This window comes from Kitasatospora sp. NPDC101155 (assembly GCF_044768305.1).
Classification (GTDB): domain Bacteria; phylum Actinomycetota; class Actinomycetes; order Streptomycetales; family Streptomycetaceae; genus Kitasatospora.
The window spans coordinates 1,517-19,964 of record NZ_JBIWPN010000020.1 but is presented as its reverse complement, the minus strand read 5'-3'; the positions used below and the strand labels follow the sequence as shown (position 1 = coordinate 19,964).

General features: G+C 76.9%; 1 protein-coding gene (only partly in view). It reads left to right on the top strand.

All coding sequences use genetic code 11. The annotated features are described in order from the left end of the window. On the top strand, positions 1–18,448 hold the 3' portion of the coding sequence (locus tag ACIRYZ_RS26800; protein WP_402948863.1) for a type I polyketide synthase. 9,596 nt of this gene lie to the left of the window's left edge; only the last 18,448 of its 28,044 coding nucleotides appear in the window; its start codon lies off the left edge, out of view; it ends in the stop codon at positions 18,446–18,448.

Genomic DNA, 18,448 nt, shown 5'->3' with positions numbered 1-18,448 from the left:
CGACCGCCTGCTCGTCGACCTGGTGCGCCGCGAGGCCGCCGCCGTCCTCGGCCACGGCTCCGTCGACGGCGTGCCCGGGAAGCGAGCCTTCCGCGACGCCGGCTTCGACTCGCTGACCGCCGTCGAGCTGCGCAAGCGCCTCGCCGCGCTCACCGGGCTGCCACTGCCCAGCACGATGGCCTTCGACCACCCGACGCCGGTCGCGCTCGCCGCGTTCCTGCGCGGCGAACTGCTCGACGGAGCGCAGGACGTGGCGGCGCCGCCGGTCGCCGCCGCCGCCGACCCGGACGAGCCGATCGCCATCGTCGGCATGGGCTGCCGATTCCCCGGCGGCGCCGGAAGCCCCGACCGGCTGTGGCGGCTCGTTGCCGAGGGCACCGACGCCATCTCCGAGTTCCCGGAGAACCGCGGCTGGGACACCGGCCTCTACGACCCCGACCCGGACACCCCCGGCCGGACCTACTCCACCCAGGGCGGCTTCCTGCACGAGGCCGGCGAGTTCGACGCCGCGTTCTTCGGCATCTCCCCGCGCGAGGCCCTCGCCATGGACCCCCAGCAGCGCCTGCTGCTGGAGACCACCTGGGAGGCCCTCGAATCCGCGGGCATCGACCCGACCTCCGTGCACGGCAGTGCGACCGGCACCTTCATCGGGTCCACGTACCAGGAGTACGGGCTCGGCATGGACGACAGCTCCGCCGGGCACGCCGTCACCGGCACCAGCCCGAGCGTGCTCTCCGGCCGCCTCGCCTACCTGTTCGGCCTGGAGGGCCCGGCCGTCACCGTCGACACCGCGTGCTCCTCCTCGCTCGTCGCGCTGCACCTGGCCTGCCAGTCGCTGCGCGGTGGCGAGAGCTCCCTCGCGCTCGCCGGCGGCGCCACCGTCATGACCAACCCGAACGCCTTCATCGCCTTCAGCCGCCAGCGCGCGCTCGCCGCCGACGGCCGCTGCAAGGCCTTCTCCGAGGCCGCCGACGGCATGACCCTCGCCGAGGGCGTCGGCGTCGTCGTCCTGGAGCGGCTCTCCGACGCCGAGCGCAACGGGCACGAGGTGCTCGCCGTCATCCGCGGCTCCGCGATCAACCAGGACGGCGCCTCCAACGGGCTCACCGCGCCCAACGGGCCGTCCCAGCAGCGCGTCATCCGCCAGGCCCTGCACAACGCGGGCCTCACCCCGGGCGACGTCGACGCCGTCGAGGCGCACGGCACCGGCACCGCCCTCGGTGACCCGATCGAGGCCCAGGCCCTCCAGGCCGCGTACGGGCGCGACCGGGACCCGCAGCGCCCGCTGCTGCTCGGCTCGGTGAAGTCCAACATCGGCCACACCCAGTCGGCGGCCGGCGTCGCGGGCGTGATCAAGATGGTCCAGGCGCTGCGCCACGGCGTGCTGCCGGCCACCCTGCACGCCGACGAGCCGTCCTCGCACATCGACTGGACGCCGGGCACCGTCACCCTGCTCAACGAGGCCGTGCCGTGGTCGGCCGGCGAGCGGACCCGCCGCTGCGCGGTCTCCTCCTTCGGTATCAGCGGCACCAACGCGCACGTCGTGCTGGAGGAGGCGCCCGCCGCCCGTCCGGCCGAGCGCGCCGAGGTGCCCGACGTCGTCGTGCCGTGGGTGCTCTCCGCCCGCACCCCCGCCGCCCTGCGCGCCCAGGCCGCGCGCCTGGCCGACCACCTCGACGTCGAGCCGGACCTGCGCCCGCACGACGTCGCCCACACCCTGCTGACCACCCGCGCCCTCTTCGAGCACCGCGCCGTCGTGCTCGGCGCCGACACCGCCGAACTGCGCGAGGGCCTCGCCGCGCTCGCCGCCGGGGCCTCCACACCGAACGCCGTCCGCGGCCTCGCCGAGGACGGCGGCCGCACGGTCTTCGTCTTCCCCGGCCAGGGCTCCCAGTGGGCCGGCATGGGCGCCCGGCTGCTGGACGAGTCGCCGGTGTTCGCCGAGCGGATCGCCGAGTGCGCGGCGGCCCTGTCCGCGCACGTCGACTGGTCGCTGCTCGACGTGCTGCGCCAGGCCGAGGGCGCGCCCGCGCTGGACCGCGTCGACGTGGTCCAGCCGGCGACCTTCGCCGTCATGGTGGCCCTCGCCGAACTGTGGCGCGCCCACGGCATCCACCCGGACGCCGTGGTGGGCCACTCCCAGGGCGAGATCGCCGCCGCCGTCGTCGCCGGGGCGCTCTCCCTGGAGGACGGCGCCCGGGTGGCCGCGCTGCGCAGCCGGCTGATCGGCCGCGTCCTGGCGGGCTCCGGCGGGATGGTCTCCGTGCCGCTGCCGGCCGACGAGGCCGAGGAGCGGCTGCGCTCGCGCGGCGGTGGGCTCGCCGTCGCCGCCGTGAACGGGCCGCAGACCGTCGTCGTCGCCGGCCCGGTCGGCGAACTCGACGAGCTGATGGCCGAGTTCGAGGCCGAGGGCCTGCGCGCCCGGCGGATCAGCGTCGACTACGGCTCGCACTCCGCCCAGGTGGAACTCCTCCGGGACGACCTGCTGACGGACCTCGCCCCCGTGCGCCCGCGCGCCGCCGAGGTGCCGTTCTTCTCCACCGTCACCGGCGACTGGCTCGACACCACCGCCATGGACGCCGGCTACTGGTACCGCAACCTGCGCAACCCGGTGCGCTTCGACCCGGCCGTGCGGGAGCTGATGGCCCAGGGCCACGGCCTGTTCGTCGAGGTCAGCCCGCACACCGTGCTCACCATGGCGATCGAGGCCACCGCCGAGGACCTTGGCGACCGCGCCACCGCCGTCGGCACCCTGCGCCGCGACAAGGGCGGCACGGACCGCTTCCTCGCCTCGCTCGCCGAGGCCTTCGTCCGCGGCGGACGGGCCGACTGGTCCGCCCGCACGGCCGGCGGGCGCCGCGTGCCGCTGCCCACCTACGCCTTCCAGCACGAGCACCTGTGGGCCGTCGCGCCGCGCCCCGGCGGGGAGCCGGAGGACGGCGAGTTCTGGAGCGCCGTCGAGGAGGCCGACGTCGAGGCGCTGGCCGCCCGGCTGCGCGTCGACAGCGGCGCGCTCGCGCCGGTGCTGCCCGCGCTGACCGACTGGCACCGCCGCCGGCGTGAGCGCTCGACGCTCGACTCCTGGCGCTACCGGGCGACGTGGAAGCCGCTGACGGTCGCGTCCGCCCGCCTGGACGGCACCTGGCTGCTCGCCACCGCCCAGGAAGGCGAGGGCGAGGACGTCGCCGAGGCGCTGGCCGCGCACGGCGCGACCGTCGAGCGGCTCGTCCTGGACGACACCTGCACCGACCGGCAGCGGCTCGCCACGCTCCTGGAGCCCGCCGATCTCACCGGCATCGTCTCCCTGCTCGCCACCGCCGAGCGGCCGAGCGAGCGCCACCCCGCCCTGCCCGAGGGCGTCGCGCTCACCCTCGCCCTGATCCAGGTCCTCGGCGACGCCGGGCAGGACGCGCCGCTGTGGTGCCTCACCCGCGGCGCCGTCTCCGCCGGGCGCACCGACACGGTCGCCAACCCGGTGCAGGCACAGGTCCACGGCCTCGGCTGGACGGCCGCCCTGGAGCACCCGCAGCGCTTCGGCGGCGTCGTCGACCTGCCCGACGCGCTCGACCGGCGCGGTGGCGAGCGGCTGGCCGCCGTACTGGCCGCCCGCGACGAGGACCAGGTGGCGATCCGCCCCTCCGGCGCCTACGCCCGCCGCATCGTGCGCGCCGAGGCCGCCGCCCGCCGGGAGGCCCGGCCGCTGCGCGGCACCGTCCTGATCACCGGCGGCACCGGCACCCTCGCCCCGCACCTGGCGCGCCGGCTCGCCGCGGAGGGCGCCGAGCGGATCGTGCTCACCAGCCGCCGCGGCGCCACCGCGCCGGGCGCCGCCGAGCTGCTCGCCGAACTCGCCGCCGCGGGCTGCGCGGCCGAGATGGCGGCCTGCGACCTCACCGACCGCGACGCCGTCGCGGCGATGCTCGCCGACCTCGCCGCCGCCGGCCACGAGGTGCGCACCGTCGTGCACACCGCCGCCGTCATCGAGCTGCTGTCGATCGAGGAGACCACCCACGAGGCCTTCGCCAAGGTCCTGCACGCCAAGACCGCCGGCGCCCGCCACCTCGACGAGCTCCTGCCCGACGACCAGCTCGACGCCTTCGTGCTGTACTCCTCCACCGCCGGCATGTGGGGCAGCGGCCGGCACGCCGCCTACGTCGCGGGCAACGCCTACCTCAACGCGCTCGCCGAGCACCGCCGCGCCCGTGGCGGCCGGGCCACCGCGATCTCCTGGGGCATCTGGGCCGACGACCTGAAGCTCGGCCGCGTCGACCCCGGCCAGATCCGGCGCAGCGGCCTGGTCTTCATGGACCCCTCGCTCGCCCTGGACGGGCTGCGCCAGGCCCTGGACACCGACGAGCAGGTGCTCGCGATCGCCGACGTCGACTGGGAGCGCTACCACCCGGTCTTCACCTCCGGCCGCCCGACCGCCCTGTTCGAGGACGTCCCCGAGGTGCGCCGGCTCACCGAGGCCACCGAACGTCCGGCCGGGGACGGTGAGTTCGCCGCCAAGCTGCGCGCCCTGCCGGCCGCCGAGCAGGAGCGCCGGCTGCTGGACCTGGTCCGCGCCGAGGCGGCGACCACGCTCGGCCACGCCTCGCCCGACGTGCTGTCCGAGCAGCGGGCCTTCCGTGACGTCGGCTTCGACTCGCTGACCGCCGTCGACCTGCGCAACCGCCTGGCCGCCGCGACCGGGCTCACGCTGCCCAGCACCCTCGTGTTCGACCACCCGAACCCGCTCGCCCTGGTGCGCTTCCTGCGCGAGAAGATCGCCGGCGCCGCCGCCGACGGCCCCGCCGCCACGGTGGCGGGCGCCGCGTTGGACGAGCCGATCGCCATCATCGGCATGAGCTGCCGCTACCCCGGCGGGATCGCCTCGCCCGAGGACCTGTGGCGGCTCGTCACCTCGGGCGGCGACGCCATCACCGAGTTCCCGGCCGACCGCGGCTGGGACACCGAGGGGCTGTACGACCCGGACCCGGACACGCCCGGCCGCACCTACTCGGTGCGCGGCGGCTTCCTGCAGGACGTCGCCGACTTCGACGCCGCGTTCTTCGGCATCTCCCCGCGCGAGGCCCTCGCCATGGACCCGCAGCAGCGCCTCCTCCTGGAGACGGCCTGGGAGGCCATGGAGCGCGCCGGCCTCGACCCGTCCGCCCTGCGCGGCAGTCTCACCGGTACCTTCATCGGCGCCAGCTACCAGGACTACAGCCCCGGCGACTCCGCCCAGGACGGCGCCGAGGGCCATCTCGTCACCGGCACCATCCCGAGCGTCCTGTCCGGCCGGCTCTCCTACACCTTCGGCTTCGAGGGCCCGGCCGTCACGCTCGACACCGCGTGCTCGTCCTCGCTCGTCGCCCTGCACCTGGCCTGCCAGTCGCTGCGCAACGGGGAGAGCTCCCTCGCCCTCGCCGGCGGCGTCAGCGTGATGGCCACGCCCAACGCGTTCGTCGGCTTCAGCCGCCAGCGCGCGATGGCCGTGGACGGCCGCTGCAAGGCCTACGCCGAGGCCGCCGACGGCATGAGCCTCGCCGAGGGCGTCGGCCTCGTCCTGGTCGAGCGCCTCTCCGACGCCGAGCGGCTCGGCCACCCGGTGCTCGCCGTCCTGCGCGGCTCCGCCGTCAACCAGGACGGCGCCTCCAACGGCCTCACCGCGCCCAACGGGCCCGCCCAGCAGCGCGTGATCCGTGCCGCGCTCGCCGGCGCACGGCTCGCCCCGGGCGAGGTCGACGCGGTCGAGGGCCACGGCACCGGCACCAGGCTCGGCGACCCGATCGAGGCCCAGGCGCTCCTCGCCACCTACGGCCAGGACCGCGAACTGCCGCTGCTGCTCGGCTCGGTGAAGTCCAACATCGGCCACACCCAGATGGCCTCCGGCGTGGCCGGCGTCATCAAGACCGTGCTCGCGCTGCGCAGCGGCGTGCTCCCGGCGAGCCTGCACATCGACCGACCGTCCACGCACGTCGACTGGACGGAGGGCGCCATCGAGCTCCTCGCCGAGGCGCGTGACTGGCCGGAGACCGGGCGTCCGCGCCGGGCCGCCGTCTCCTCCTTCGGGCTGAGCGGCACCAACGCGCACGTGATCCTCGAACAGGCACCGGCCGCCGTCGTGGCGGCTGCGCCGGCGGACGGCGACACCGTGCCCTTCACATTGTCCGCCCGTACCGACGAGGCGCTGCGCGCCCAGGCCGGGCAGGTGCTCACCGCGCTCGACGAGCAGCCCGAACTGCCGCTCGCCGACCTGGCGTTCTCCCTCGCCACCACCCGCACCGCGCTCGACCGCCGGGCCGCCGTCACCACCGGCGACCGCGCCGAACTCCGGCGCGCGCTCGCCGCCCTGCGCGACGGCCTGCCGGACACCGCCCTCGTCACCGGCCGGGCGGCCGCCGGCGGCCTGGCGTTCCTGTTCACCGGCCAGGGCAGCCAGTACCCGGCCATGGGCAGGGAGCTGTACGACCGGTACCCGGTGTACGCGGAGGCGCTGGACGCCGTCCTCGCCCGCTTCGACCTCGCCTACGAACGGCCCGTCCGGGACGTCCTGTTCGCGGCGGAGGGTTCGGCGGAGGCTGAGCTGCTGGACGACACGGGGTATGCGCAGCCGGCGTTGTTCGCGCTGGAGGTGGCGCTGTTCCGGCTGGTGGAGTCGTGGGGTCTGCGGCCCGATTTCGTGGTGGGGCACTCGATCGGTGAGATCGCGGCGGCGCATGTGGCGGGGGTGTTCTCGTTGGAGGACGCCTGCACGCTGGTCGCGGCTCGGGCCCGGTTGATGTCCGAACTCCCCGGTGGGGGAGCGATGGTGTCGGTCGAGGCGACGGAGGAGGAGGTGCTGCCGCTGCTGACGGACGGCGTCTCGATCGCCGCCGTCAACGGGCCCAGGTCGGTGGTGCTCGCGGGCGACGAGGACGAAGTCCTCCGTGTCGCGGGCGAGTTCGTCGGGCGGCGCACCAAGCGCCTGCGCGTCTCGCACGCCTTCCACTCCCCGTACATGGAGCCGATGCTCGACGCCTACACCCGCGTCGCCGCCACGCTCACCTACGACGCCCCGGCGATCCCGCTGATCTCCACCGTCACGGGCGCACCCGCCGCCGCCGACGAGCTCGCCGCCCCCGCGTACTGGGCCCGGCAGGTGCGCGGCACCGTCCGCTTCGCCGACGCCGTCCAGGCCCTCGCGAGCCACGGCGCCGCCGCCTTCCTCGAACTCGGCCCGGACGGCGTCCTCACCGCCGCCGCCCGCGACACCCTCGGCGACGGCGCCCGCCTCACCGGCGTGCCCGCGCTGCGCCGCGGCCGGCCCGGCGTCCCGGCCCTCACGGCCGCGCTCGCCCGGCTTGCCGTCGGCGGCCTGCGCCCGGACTGGGCGGCCGTCTTCGCCGGCACCGGCGCCCGCCGCGCCGACCTGCCCACCTACCCGTTCCAGCGGGAGCGCTACTGGCCGGAGGGCCGGTCCGTCCCGGCGGTGGGATCCGACCCCGTGGACGCCGAGTTCTGGGCCGCCGTCGACCGCGGCGACCTCGGGGCGCTCGGCACCGGCCTGGACCTCGACCGCGACACCGTGACCGCCCTCTCCACCTGGCGCCGCGCCCGGCGCGAGCGCTCCACCGTCGACGCCTGGCGCTACCGCGCCTCCTGGACGCCGCTCGATGCCACGGGCGCCGCGGCCCGGCCGTCCGGCCGCTGGCTGGTGCTCGCATCGGACGACGCGCCGTGGGTGGACGGGCTCGTCGACGGGGTGACCCTCCGGGTCTCCGGCGACCGGGCCGCGCTCGCCTCCCAGCTGCGCGAGGCCACCGTCGGGGAGATCACCGGCGTCCTGTCCCTGCTCGCCCTCGGCGACGACGCGCTCGCGGCCACCGTCACCGCCGTCCAGGCCCTCGGCGACGCGGACCTCACCGCCCCGCTGTGGTGCCTCACCCGCGGCGCCGTCGCCACCGGCCGCTCCGACCGCCCCGCCGACCCCCGGCAGGCCGCCGTCTGGGGCCTCGGCCGCTCCGCCGCCCTCGAACTGCCCACCCGCTGGGGCGGGCTGATCGACCTGCCCGAGCAGCTCGACGACACCGCGCTGCGCCGTCTGGCCGCCGCGCTCGCCCGCACCGACGGCGAGGACCAACTCGCCGTCCGCGCCTCCGGTACCTTCGCCCGGCGCCTCGTGCGCCACCCGCTGCGTCAGCCGCTGGGCGAGCGCCCGGCCGACCGGCCGTACGCGCCCGCCGGCACCGTCCTGATCACCGGCGGCACCGGCGGCCTCGGCGGGCAGCTCGCCCGCCGCCTCGCCGCCCAGGGCGCCGAGCACCTGCTGCTGGTCAGCCGTCGCGGCCCGGACGCCCCCGGCGCCGAGCAGCTGCGCGCCGACCTCGCCGCCCTCGGCGCCGACGTCACCCTGGCCGCCTGCGACGCCGCCGACCGGGAGGCCCTCGCGGCCGTCCTCGCCGCCGTCCCCGCCGACCGGCCGCTCACCGCCGTCTTCCACACCGCCGGCATCGTCGCCGACGGCACCCTCGACACCCTGACGGCCGAACACTTCGCTGAGGTGTACCGCCCCAAGGTCGACGCCGCGCACCACCTCGACGAGCTGACCCGCGACACCGACCTCGCCGCCTTCGTCCTGTTCACCTCCACCGCCGGCACCATCGGAGCCGCCGGACAGGCCAACTACGCCGCCGCCAACGCCCACCTCGACGCCCTCGCCGAGCAGCGGCGCGCCGACGGCCGCCCGGCCACCGCGATCGCGTGGGGCCCGTGGTCCGGCGACGGCATGGCCGGGGCCGGCGTCGAACAGCGGGTGCGCCGCGGCGGCTACGGCCCGATGGCGCCCGAGCGTGCCCTGACCGCCCTCGGACACGCCCTCGACCACGACGACACCGCGCTCACCGTCGCCGACATCGACTGGCAGCGCTTCGCGGCGGTCTTCACCGCGCAGCGGCCCGTCCCGCTGATCGCCACGCTGATCGCCACGCTGGTCGGACCGGCCGGCCGCCCGGCCGCCGCCGCCCAGGAATCCGGGCTGCGACAGCGCCTCGCCGAGCTGTCCGAGCAGGCCAGGGAGCGGTTCGTCCTCGACTTCGTGCGCACCCGCGTCGCGGCCGTCCTCGGCCACGCGGGCGGCGAGCGCGTCGGCGCGGACCAGCCCTTCACCGACCTCGGCATGGACTCCCTCACCACCGTCGAACTGCGCAACGCCCTCACCGCCGCCACCGGCCTGACCCTGCCCGCCACCCTGGTCTACGACCACCCGACCCCGGCGGACCTGGCCGCCCACCTGCTCGCCGAACTCCTCGGCACCCTGCCCGAACCCGCCCGGGCCCCGGTCCTGCGGGACGTCACGGACGACCCGGTCGTGATCGTCGGCATGGCCTGCCGCTTCCCCGGCGGCATCGAGTCGCCGGAGGACCTCTGGCGGCTGCTCGGCGACGGCGCCGACGCCGTCCGCCCGTTCCCCACCGACCGCGGCTGGGACCTCGACGCCCTCGGGCGCGGCGGCTCCGCCACCCTCCACGGCGGCTTCCTCGACGGCGTCGGCCGCTTCGATGCCCGCTTCTTCGGCATCTCGCCACGCGAAGCCCTCGCCATGGACCCCCAGCAGCGCCTCCTCCTGGAGACCTCCTGGGAGGCCCTGGAGCGCTCCGGCATCGCCCCCGACCGCCTGCGCGGCAGCGACACCGGCGTTTTCGTCGGCACCAACGGCCAGGACTACCTCACCGTGCTGCGCCGCGGCACCGCCGACGTCCGAGGCCACGCCGCCACTGGCAACACCGCGAGCGTCCTGTCCGGCCGGCTCTCCTACACCCTCGGGCTGGAGGGCCCGGCCGTCACCGTCGACACCGCGTGCTCCTCCGCCCTCGTTTCGCTCCACCTGGCCGCCCGCGCGCTGCGCGCCGGGGAGTGCTCGCTGGCCCTGGCCGGCGGCGCCTCGGTGATGTCCAGCCCGGACGCCTTCGTCGAGTTCACCGCGCAGGGCGGATTGGCCTCGGACGGCCGCTGCAAGCCCTTCGCCGACGCCGCCGACGGCACCGCGTGGTCCGAGGGCGCGGGCGTGCTCGTCCTGGAACGGCTCTCCGACGCGCGGCGCAACGGGCACCCGGTGCTCGCGGTCGTGCGCGGCTCCGCCGTCAACCAGGACGGCGCCTCGAACGGGCTGACGGCCCCCAACGGCCGGGCCCAGCAGCGGGTGATCCGCGCGGCCCTCGCCGACGCGGGCCTGACCGCCGCCGAGGTCGACGCCGTCGAGGCGCACGGCACCGGCACCGCCCTCGGCGACCCGATCGAGGCGCACGCCCTGCTGGCGGCCTACGGGCGGGAGCGCGAACTGCCGCTCCTGCTCGGCTCGGTGAAGTCCAACCTCGGCCACACCCAGGCCGCCGCCGGCGCCGCCGGTGTGATCAAGACGGTGCTCGCGATGCGGCACGGCCTGCTGCCGAAGTCGCTGCACGTCGACGCGCCCTCCCGGCACGTCGACTGGACGGCCGGCGCCGTGGAGCTCCTGACGGAGGCCCGGGACTGGCCGGAGACCGGCCGCCCGCGCCGGGCCGGCGTCTCCGCCTTCGGCGTCAGCGGCACCAACGCGCACGTCCTGCTGGAGCAGGCGCCTTCCACTGTGGAGCCGGCCGGTCCGGTGGTGACCGCGGGCGCGGCGCCGTGGGCGGTCTCCGCCAAGTCGGAGGCCGCGCTGGACGCTTCGCTCGCGCGCCTCGCCGAGGTGGACGGGCCGTCCGCGCTGGACGTCGCCCACTCGCTGGCCGTCGGCCGGGCCTCGCTCGGGCACCGGGCGGTGCTGCTGGACGGCGCCGAGGTCGCCCGCGGCGTCGCCGCCGAGCGCTCGACGGCGTTCCTGTTCTCCGGGCAGGGATCGCAACGGATCGGCATGGGGCGGGAGTTGTACGCCCGCTTCCCGGTGTTCGCCGAGGCCTTCGACGGCGTCTGCGCACGGCTGGACCAGCTCCTGGACCGGCCGCTGCGGGACGTGGTGTGGGGCGAGGATGCGGAGCCGCTGAACCGGACGGAGTACGCCCAGGCCGGGCTGTTCGCGGTCGAGGTGGCGCTGTTCCGGCTCGTCGAATCCCTGGGCGTGCGACCGGAGTTCGTGGCCGGGCACTCGATCGGCGAGGTGGCGGCCGCTCACGTGGCCGGGGTGTTCTCCCTGGAGGACGCGTGCACGCTGGTGGCGGCGCGCGGCCGGCTGATGCAGGCGCTCCCGGAGGGCGGCGCGATGCTCGCCGTCGAGGCTTCGGAGGACGAAGTCCTGCCGCTGCTGGACGAGTCGGTGTCGATCGCCGCCGTGAACGGGGCGACGTCCGTGGTCGTTTCGGGGGCGGAGGAGGCCGTCGAGGCGATCGAGGCGCACTTCGCCGACCGGCGGACCACGCGGCTCCAGGTTTCGCACGCCTTCCACTCGCCGCTGATGGAGCCGATGCTCGACGAGTTCCGGGCCGTCCTCGACGGGCTCGCGTACGAGGCTCCTTCGATCCCGCTGGTCTCCAACCTGACCGGCGACACGAGCGCGGATCCGTGCACCCCCGAGTACTGGGTGCGCCACGTCCGCGAGACCGTCCGCTTCGCCGACGGCGTCCGGGCGCTGGAGGAGGCGGGAGCCACCGCCTTCCTGGAGCTGGGCCCGGACGGCGTCCTCGCCGCCCTCGCCGAGCGGGGGCTCGGCGCGGAGAGCGTGACCGCCGCCACCCTCCGCCGTGACCGGCCGGAGGAACACACCCTGGTCACCGCCCTCGCCCGCCTGCACGTCGCGGGCGTGCCGGTCGACTGGAGCGCCCTGCTCGCCGGCACCGGCGCCCGCCGGGTCGACCTGCCCACCTACCCGTTCCAGCGCGAGCTGTACTGGCCCGAGCGTGCACCCGAGGCCGTCGCCGCTGCCGACCCGGGGGACGCCGCGTTCTGGTCCGCCGTCGAGCGTGCCGACACCGCGGCCCTCGGCACGACCCTCGGCCTCGACGACGACACGTCGCTCAGCGCGCTGCTCCCCGCCCTCTCGGCGTGGCGCCGCCGCCGGAGCGAGCGGACGGACGCCGACCGGCTGCGCTACCGCGCGGTCTGGAAGCCCTGCACCGCCCCCACCGGCCCGGACGCCCTGCCGGGCACCTGGCTGGCCCTCGTCCCGGCCGACCGGGACGACGACGCCTGGACGTCCGCGGTGCTCGCGGCCCTCGGCGCGGACGTCGTGCGGGTGGCGGTCGACGGGGACAACGTTGTGGACCCGGCCCCGCTCGCCGGGCCGATCACCGGCGTGGTGTCCCTGCTCGCCGCCTCCGGCGGCGTGCCCACCGGGCTCGCCCGGCCGGACGCCCTGCTCGCCGCCCTCGGCGAGGCGGGCGTCGAGGCTCCGCTGTGGTGCCTCACCCGGGGCGCCGTCGCCGTCGGCGACACCGAGGCCCCGCAGGACGCCGCGCAGGCGGCCGCCTGGGGCATCGGCCGGGTGGCCGCCCTCGAACACCCGCAGCGCTGGGGCGGGTTGATCGATCTCCCCGGGGCCCCCGACGCCCGCACGGCGGCCCGCCTGCGCGCCCTGCTGACGGCCGGGGACGGCGAGGACCAGCTGGCGCTGCGCCCCGCCGGAGCCTTCGCCCGCCGCCTCGTGCGCGCCACGACGTCCGACTCGGCGCGCCCGTGGACCCCGCGCGGCACCGTCCTGGTGGTCGGCGACCCGGAAGGCCACGCGGCCCCCGCCGCCCGCTGGCTCGCCCATGCGGGCGCCCGGCAGGTGGTACTGCTCGCCGCGGACACCGCCGACGCCGACGAGGCCGTCGACCGGCTGTGCGCCGAACTCGCCGAGTACGGTGCCGAGCTGACGCTCGTCACCGGCACGCCCGGCGACCCGGAGGCCGTCGCCGCCGTCCTCGGGCTGCCGGACCTCTCGGCCGTCCTCTACACGGGCCGGACCGGAGAGCCCGCCGACCAGCTCGCCGGGCTGCTCGCCGATCTCGACGCGCTCGACCAGGCGTTCGCGGACCGGGAGCTCGACGCCTACGTGCTGTTCGGGTCGATCACCGGCACCTGGGGTGTGAAGGGCCGGGCCGACGAGGCCGCCGCCAGCGCCCTCCTCGACGCCGTCGCCCAGGGACGCCGCGCCGCCGGGCGGCCCGCCACCGCCGTCGCGTGGGGCGCCTGGGCGGGCAGCACACCCGACTCCCTGGCCGCGCACCTGCGGGCCAACGGGTTGCCGCCCGTCGCTCCCGACCGCGCCCTGACGGCCCTCGCCGCCGCCCTCGACGGCCCCGCCGTCACCGTCGCCGACGTGGCGTGGGAGCGCTTCGCGCCCGCCTTCGCCGAGGCCCGGCCGACGCGGCTCTTCGCCGACCTGCCCGAGGCCCGCGTCGCCGTGGAGCCGGCGGAGGCAAGCGCCTCCTCCGGCAAGGCCGACGCGCTGCGCGCCGGGCTGCGCGAGCGGTCGGCGGCCGAGCGCACCGAGGCGCTGCTGGCGATCGTCCGGGCCGAGTCGGCCGCCGTGCTCGGCCACGCCGACGCCGACGACGTGCCGTCCGGGCACCCGTTCAAGGACCTCGGCTTCGACTCGCTGACCGCCGTCGACCTGCGCAACCGGCTCAACACCGCGACCGGCCTGCGCCTGCCGGCGACCCTCGTGTTCGACTACCCGACCCCGGCGGCCCTCGCCGCCTACCTCCGCTCCGAACTCTTCGACGAGGCGCAGGAGGTGGAGCGCTCGGCCGTCGCCGCCGACACCGACGACCCGATCGTGATCGTCGGCATGGGCTGCCGCTACCCGGGCGGCGTCCGGTCGCCCGAGGACCTGTGGCGGCTGCTGCGGGAGGGCGCCGACGCGATCGGCCCGTTCCCGGCGGACCGCGGCTGGGACCTCGACCGGCTCGCCCACGGCGACCGCGACGGGCGCGGGCGCAGCGTCACCCAGCAGGGCGGGTTCCTGTACGACGCGGCCGAGTTCGACGCCGCCTTCTTCGGGGTCTCCCCGCGCGAGGCGATGGTCGTCGACCCCCAGCAGCGGCTCGTCCTGGAGACCGCGTGGGAGGCACTGGAGCGCGCCGGGATCGACCCGGCGGGCCTGCGCGGCGGCGACACCGGCGTCTTCATCGGCGGCGGCAGCGGCGACTACCGGCCGGCCATCGGCCAGCTCGGCCACGTCGAGACCGCGCAGTCCGCGAGCCTGCTCTCCGGCCGGCTCTCCTACACCCTCGGGCTGGAGGGGCCCTCGGTCAGCGTGGACACCGCGTGCTCGTCCTCGCTGGTGGCCCTGCACCTGGCCGCCCAGGCCCTGCGGTCCGGCGAGTGCTCGCTGGCCCTGGCGGGCGGTGTGACGGTGATGTCGAGCCCGGTCGGTTTCGTCGAGTTCGGCGAGATGGGGGCGCTCTCCCCGGACGGGCGCTGCCGCACCTTCTCCGACGCCGCCGAGGGCACCGCGTGGTCCGAGGGCGTCGGCGTCCTGGTGGTCGAGCGGCTCTCGGACGCCGAGCGCCGGGGCCACCGCGTGCTGGCCGTCCTGCGCGGCTCCGCGATCAACCAGGACGGCGCGTCGAACGGCATCACCGCGCCCAACGGCCCGTCCCAGCAGCGCGTCATCCGGCGCGCCCTGGCCAACGCGGGCCTGGCGCCCGCGGAGGTCGACGCCGTCGAGGCACACGGCACCGGCACCAGGCTCGGCGACCCGATCGAGGCGCAGGCGCTCCTCGCCACCTACGGCCAGGACCGCGAACGGCCCGTCCTGATCGGCGCGCTGAAGTCGAACCTGGGCCACACCCAGGCCGCCTCCGGCGTGGCCGGCGTGATCAAGATGGTGCTGGCCATGCAGCACGGCCTGCTGCCGCGCACGCTGCACGTCGGTACACCGTCCTCGCACGTCGACTGGACGGCCGGCGCCGCCGAGCTCCTCACCGAGGAGACCGCGTGGCCGGCCACCGGCCACCCGCGCCGGGCGGGCGTCTCCGCCTTCGGCGCGAGCGGCACCAACGCCCACGTGATCGTCGAGGCGCCGCCCGCGGCCGAGCCGGCCGAGGAGCGCCCGGACGACCGGCCGCTGCCCGTACCGCTCTCCGCCGCGACGCCCGCCGCGCTGCGCGAGCAGGCCGCCCTGCTGCTCGGCCGCCTCGCCACGCACCCGGAGCTGACCGTCCGCGACCTCGGCCACTCGCTCGCCACCACCCGCACGCTGCTCGACCACCGGGCCGCCGTGCTCGCCGCCGGCCGCGCCGAGCTGACGCAGGGCCTGCACGCCCTCGTCGACGGCCAGGCCGCGACGCAGCTCGTCCAGGGCTCGGCCCTGGGCGGGAAGACCGCCTTCCTCTTCCCCGGCCAGGGCTCGCAGCGCCCCGGCGCCGGGCGGGAGCTGTACGCCGCCCACCCGGTGTTCGCCGACGCGCTGGACGCCGTCCTCGCCGGCTTCGAGGGACGGCTGGCCGGGCCACTGCGCCCGGTGCTGTTCGCGGCGGAGGGTTCGGCGGAGGCTGAGCTGCTGGACGACACGGGGTATGCGCAGCCGGCGTTGTTCGCGCTGGAGGTGGCGCTGTTCCGGCTGGTGGAGTCGTGGGGTCTGCGGCCCGATTTCGTGGTGGGGCACTCGATCGGTGAGATCGCGGCGGCGCATGTGGCGGGGGTGTTCTCGTTGGAGGACGCCTGCACGCTGGTCGCGGCTCGGGCCCGGTTGATGTCCGAACTCCCCGGTGGGGGAGCGATGGTGTCGGTCGAGGCGACGGAGGAGGAGGTGCTGCCGCTGCTGACGGACGGCGTCTCGATCGCCGCCGTCAACGGGCCCACGTCGGTGGTGCTGTCCGGAGACGCGGACGCCGTCGAACGCATCGCCGCCGGATTCGCCGCCGACGGACGCAGGACTAGGCGTTTGCGGGTGAGTCATGCGTTTCACTCCGTACACATGGACGCCATGCTCGACGACTTCGAACGGACCGCCCGGGGCATCGCCTACGCCGCCCCGCGCATCCCGCTCGTGTCCAACCTGACCGGCGACGTCGTGACCGGCGACACCGGGGCGGCGTACTGGGTGCGCCACGTCCGCGAGGCCGTCCGCTTCGCCGACGGCGTCGCCGCCCTGACCGCCCGCGGCGTGCGCCGCCACCTCGAACTCGGCCCGGACGGCGTGCTGTCCGCCCTCGTCCAGGCCAACACGGCGGCGGACGCCGACCCGGCCCGCCCGGTGGTCACCGCCACCGCGCTGCGCCACGGCCGCGACGAGCGCACGACCCTGCTCACCGCCGTCGCCCGCCTGCACACCGACGGGCTCGCGCCGAACTGGTCCGCGCTCTTCGCCGGCACCGGCGCCCGCCGGGTCGACCTGCCCACCTACCCCTTCCAGCGGCAGCGCTACTGGCCCGAGCAGTCGTTCGCCCCGGCGGCGTCCCCGACCGCGTCCCCGGACGGGGAGTTCTGGACGGTGCTGCGCACCGCGTCCTTGGACGCGCTCGCCGGCACCCTGGACGTCGACGGCGACGCCCTCGCCCAGGTGCTCCCGGCGCTGCGCGACTGGCACGACCGGCGCGAGGAGCAGGCCGCCGTGGACGCCCGCCGCCGGCGGATCGTCTGGAAGCCGCTCGACCGGCCGCGCGCCGCGGCCCCGGCCGGCACCTGGCTCGCCGTCGTGCCCGCCGGCCACGGCGACCCGGCCTGGACGGACGCCGTCCTCGCCGCACTCGGCGCGGACGCGGTCCGGCTGACCGTCGAGGCCGACGCCGACCGCGCCGGACTCGCCAAGCAGCTCGCCGAACTCCCTTACGCGGCCGAGGAGATCACCGCCGTGGTGTCCCTCCTGGCGCTCGACGAGTCCGTGCTCGACGAGTCGGCGGACGGCGGCGTCCCCGCCGGGCTCGTGCGCACCGCCGCCCTGGTGCAGGCCCTCGGTGACGCCCGGATCAGCGCACCCCTGTGGTGCCTCACCCGGGACGCCGTCGCGGCCGCCCCCGGCGACCGCGTCACCGGCCTGGCCCAGGCCGCCGTCTGGGGCCTCGGCCGGGTCGCCGCGCTCGAACTCCCGCAGCGCTGGGGCGGCCTGATCGACCTGCCCGCGAGCCTCGACCGGCGCACCGGCGCCCTGCTGGCCGCCGTCCTCGCCGACCCGGACGGGGAGGACCAGCTGGCCGTCCGGCCCACCGAGGTCCTCGGCCGGCGTCTGGCCGCCACGCCGGGCGGGTCCGTGAGTGATCCGGCGGACTGGGACCCGACCGGCACCGTCCTGATCACCGGCGGCACCGGCGCGCTCGGGGCCGAGGTCGCCCGCGGCCTCGCCGCCGCCGGGGCCCGGCACCTCGTGCTGCTCAGCCGCCGCGGCCCGGACGCCCCCGGCGCGGCCGAGCTCCGCGAGGAACTCGCCGCCACCGGCGCCGCCGTCACCGTCGCGGCCTGCGACGCGGCCGACCGGGAGGCGCTCGCCGCCGTCCTGGCCGCCGTGCCCGCGGAGCACCCGCTCACCGCCGTCGTCCACGCCGCCGGCGTGCTCGACGACGGCGTCATCGACGGCCTCACCCCCGACCGGTTCAAGGACGTCTACCGCGCCAAGGCCACCTCGGCCCTCCTGCTCGACGAGCTGACCAGGGACCACGACCTCGCCGTCTTCGCCCTGTTCTCCTCCGCCTCCGCGGCCGTCGGCAACCCCGGCCAGGGCAACTACGCGGCGGCCAACGCCGTCCTCGACGCCCTCGCCGAACGCCGCCGCGCCGACGGCCTCGCCGCCACCTCCCTCTCCTGGGGCGCCTGGGCCGGCGGCGGCATGGCCGCCGACGCCCGGGCCGGCGAGGCCGCCCGCCGCACCGGCATCCGGCCGCTCGATCCGGCCGTCGCGGTCGCCGCGCTGCGCCGGGCCGTCCTCGACACCGCGCCGACCACGCTGGTCGCCGACGTCGACCCGGAGCACTTCGTCCGCGCCTTCACCGCCGTCCGCCCGAGCCGGCTGCTCGCCGAACTCCCCGGCTACGCGGACCCGCAGGGCCCCGGCGGGGACAACGCCGACGGCCGCGAGCTGCGCGCCGAACTGGCCGCGCTCAGCCCGGCCCGCCGCTCCGCCGCCCTCCTCGGGCTGGTGCGCGGCCGCGCGGCCGAGGTGCTCGGACTGCCCGGCATCGAGGCCGTCGGCCCCGAGAAGGCCTTCCGCGACCTCGGGTTCGACTCGCTCGGCGCGATCGAGCTGCGCAACCGGCTCGGTGCCGCCACCGGCCTGGACCTGTCCCCGACGCTGGTCTTCGACCACCCGAGTCCGACCGAACTCGCCGAGCACCTGCTCGGCCTGCTCTTCGAGGGCGACGGCGGGGCCGGAACGGACGGCGCGGACCCCGAGCGCGCCCGCCTGCGGGCGCTCGTCGAGTCCGTCCCGCTGGACCGCCTGCGGCGCAGCGGCGTCCTGGACGCACTGCTGAGGCTCGCCGACGACGCGCCCGCCCAGGAGACCGAGGACACCGACGCGATCGACGCGATGGACCTGGACGACCTGGTGCAGGCCGCCCTGCGCAACGACCCCGACCACGCCCAGGACTGA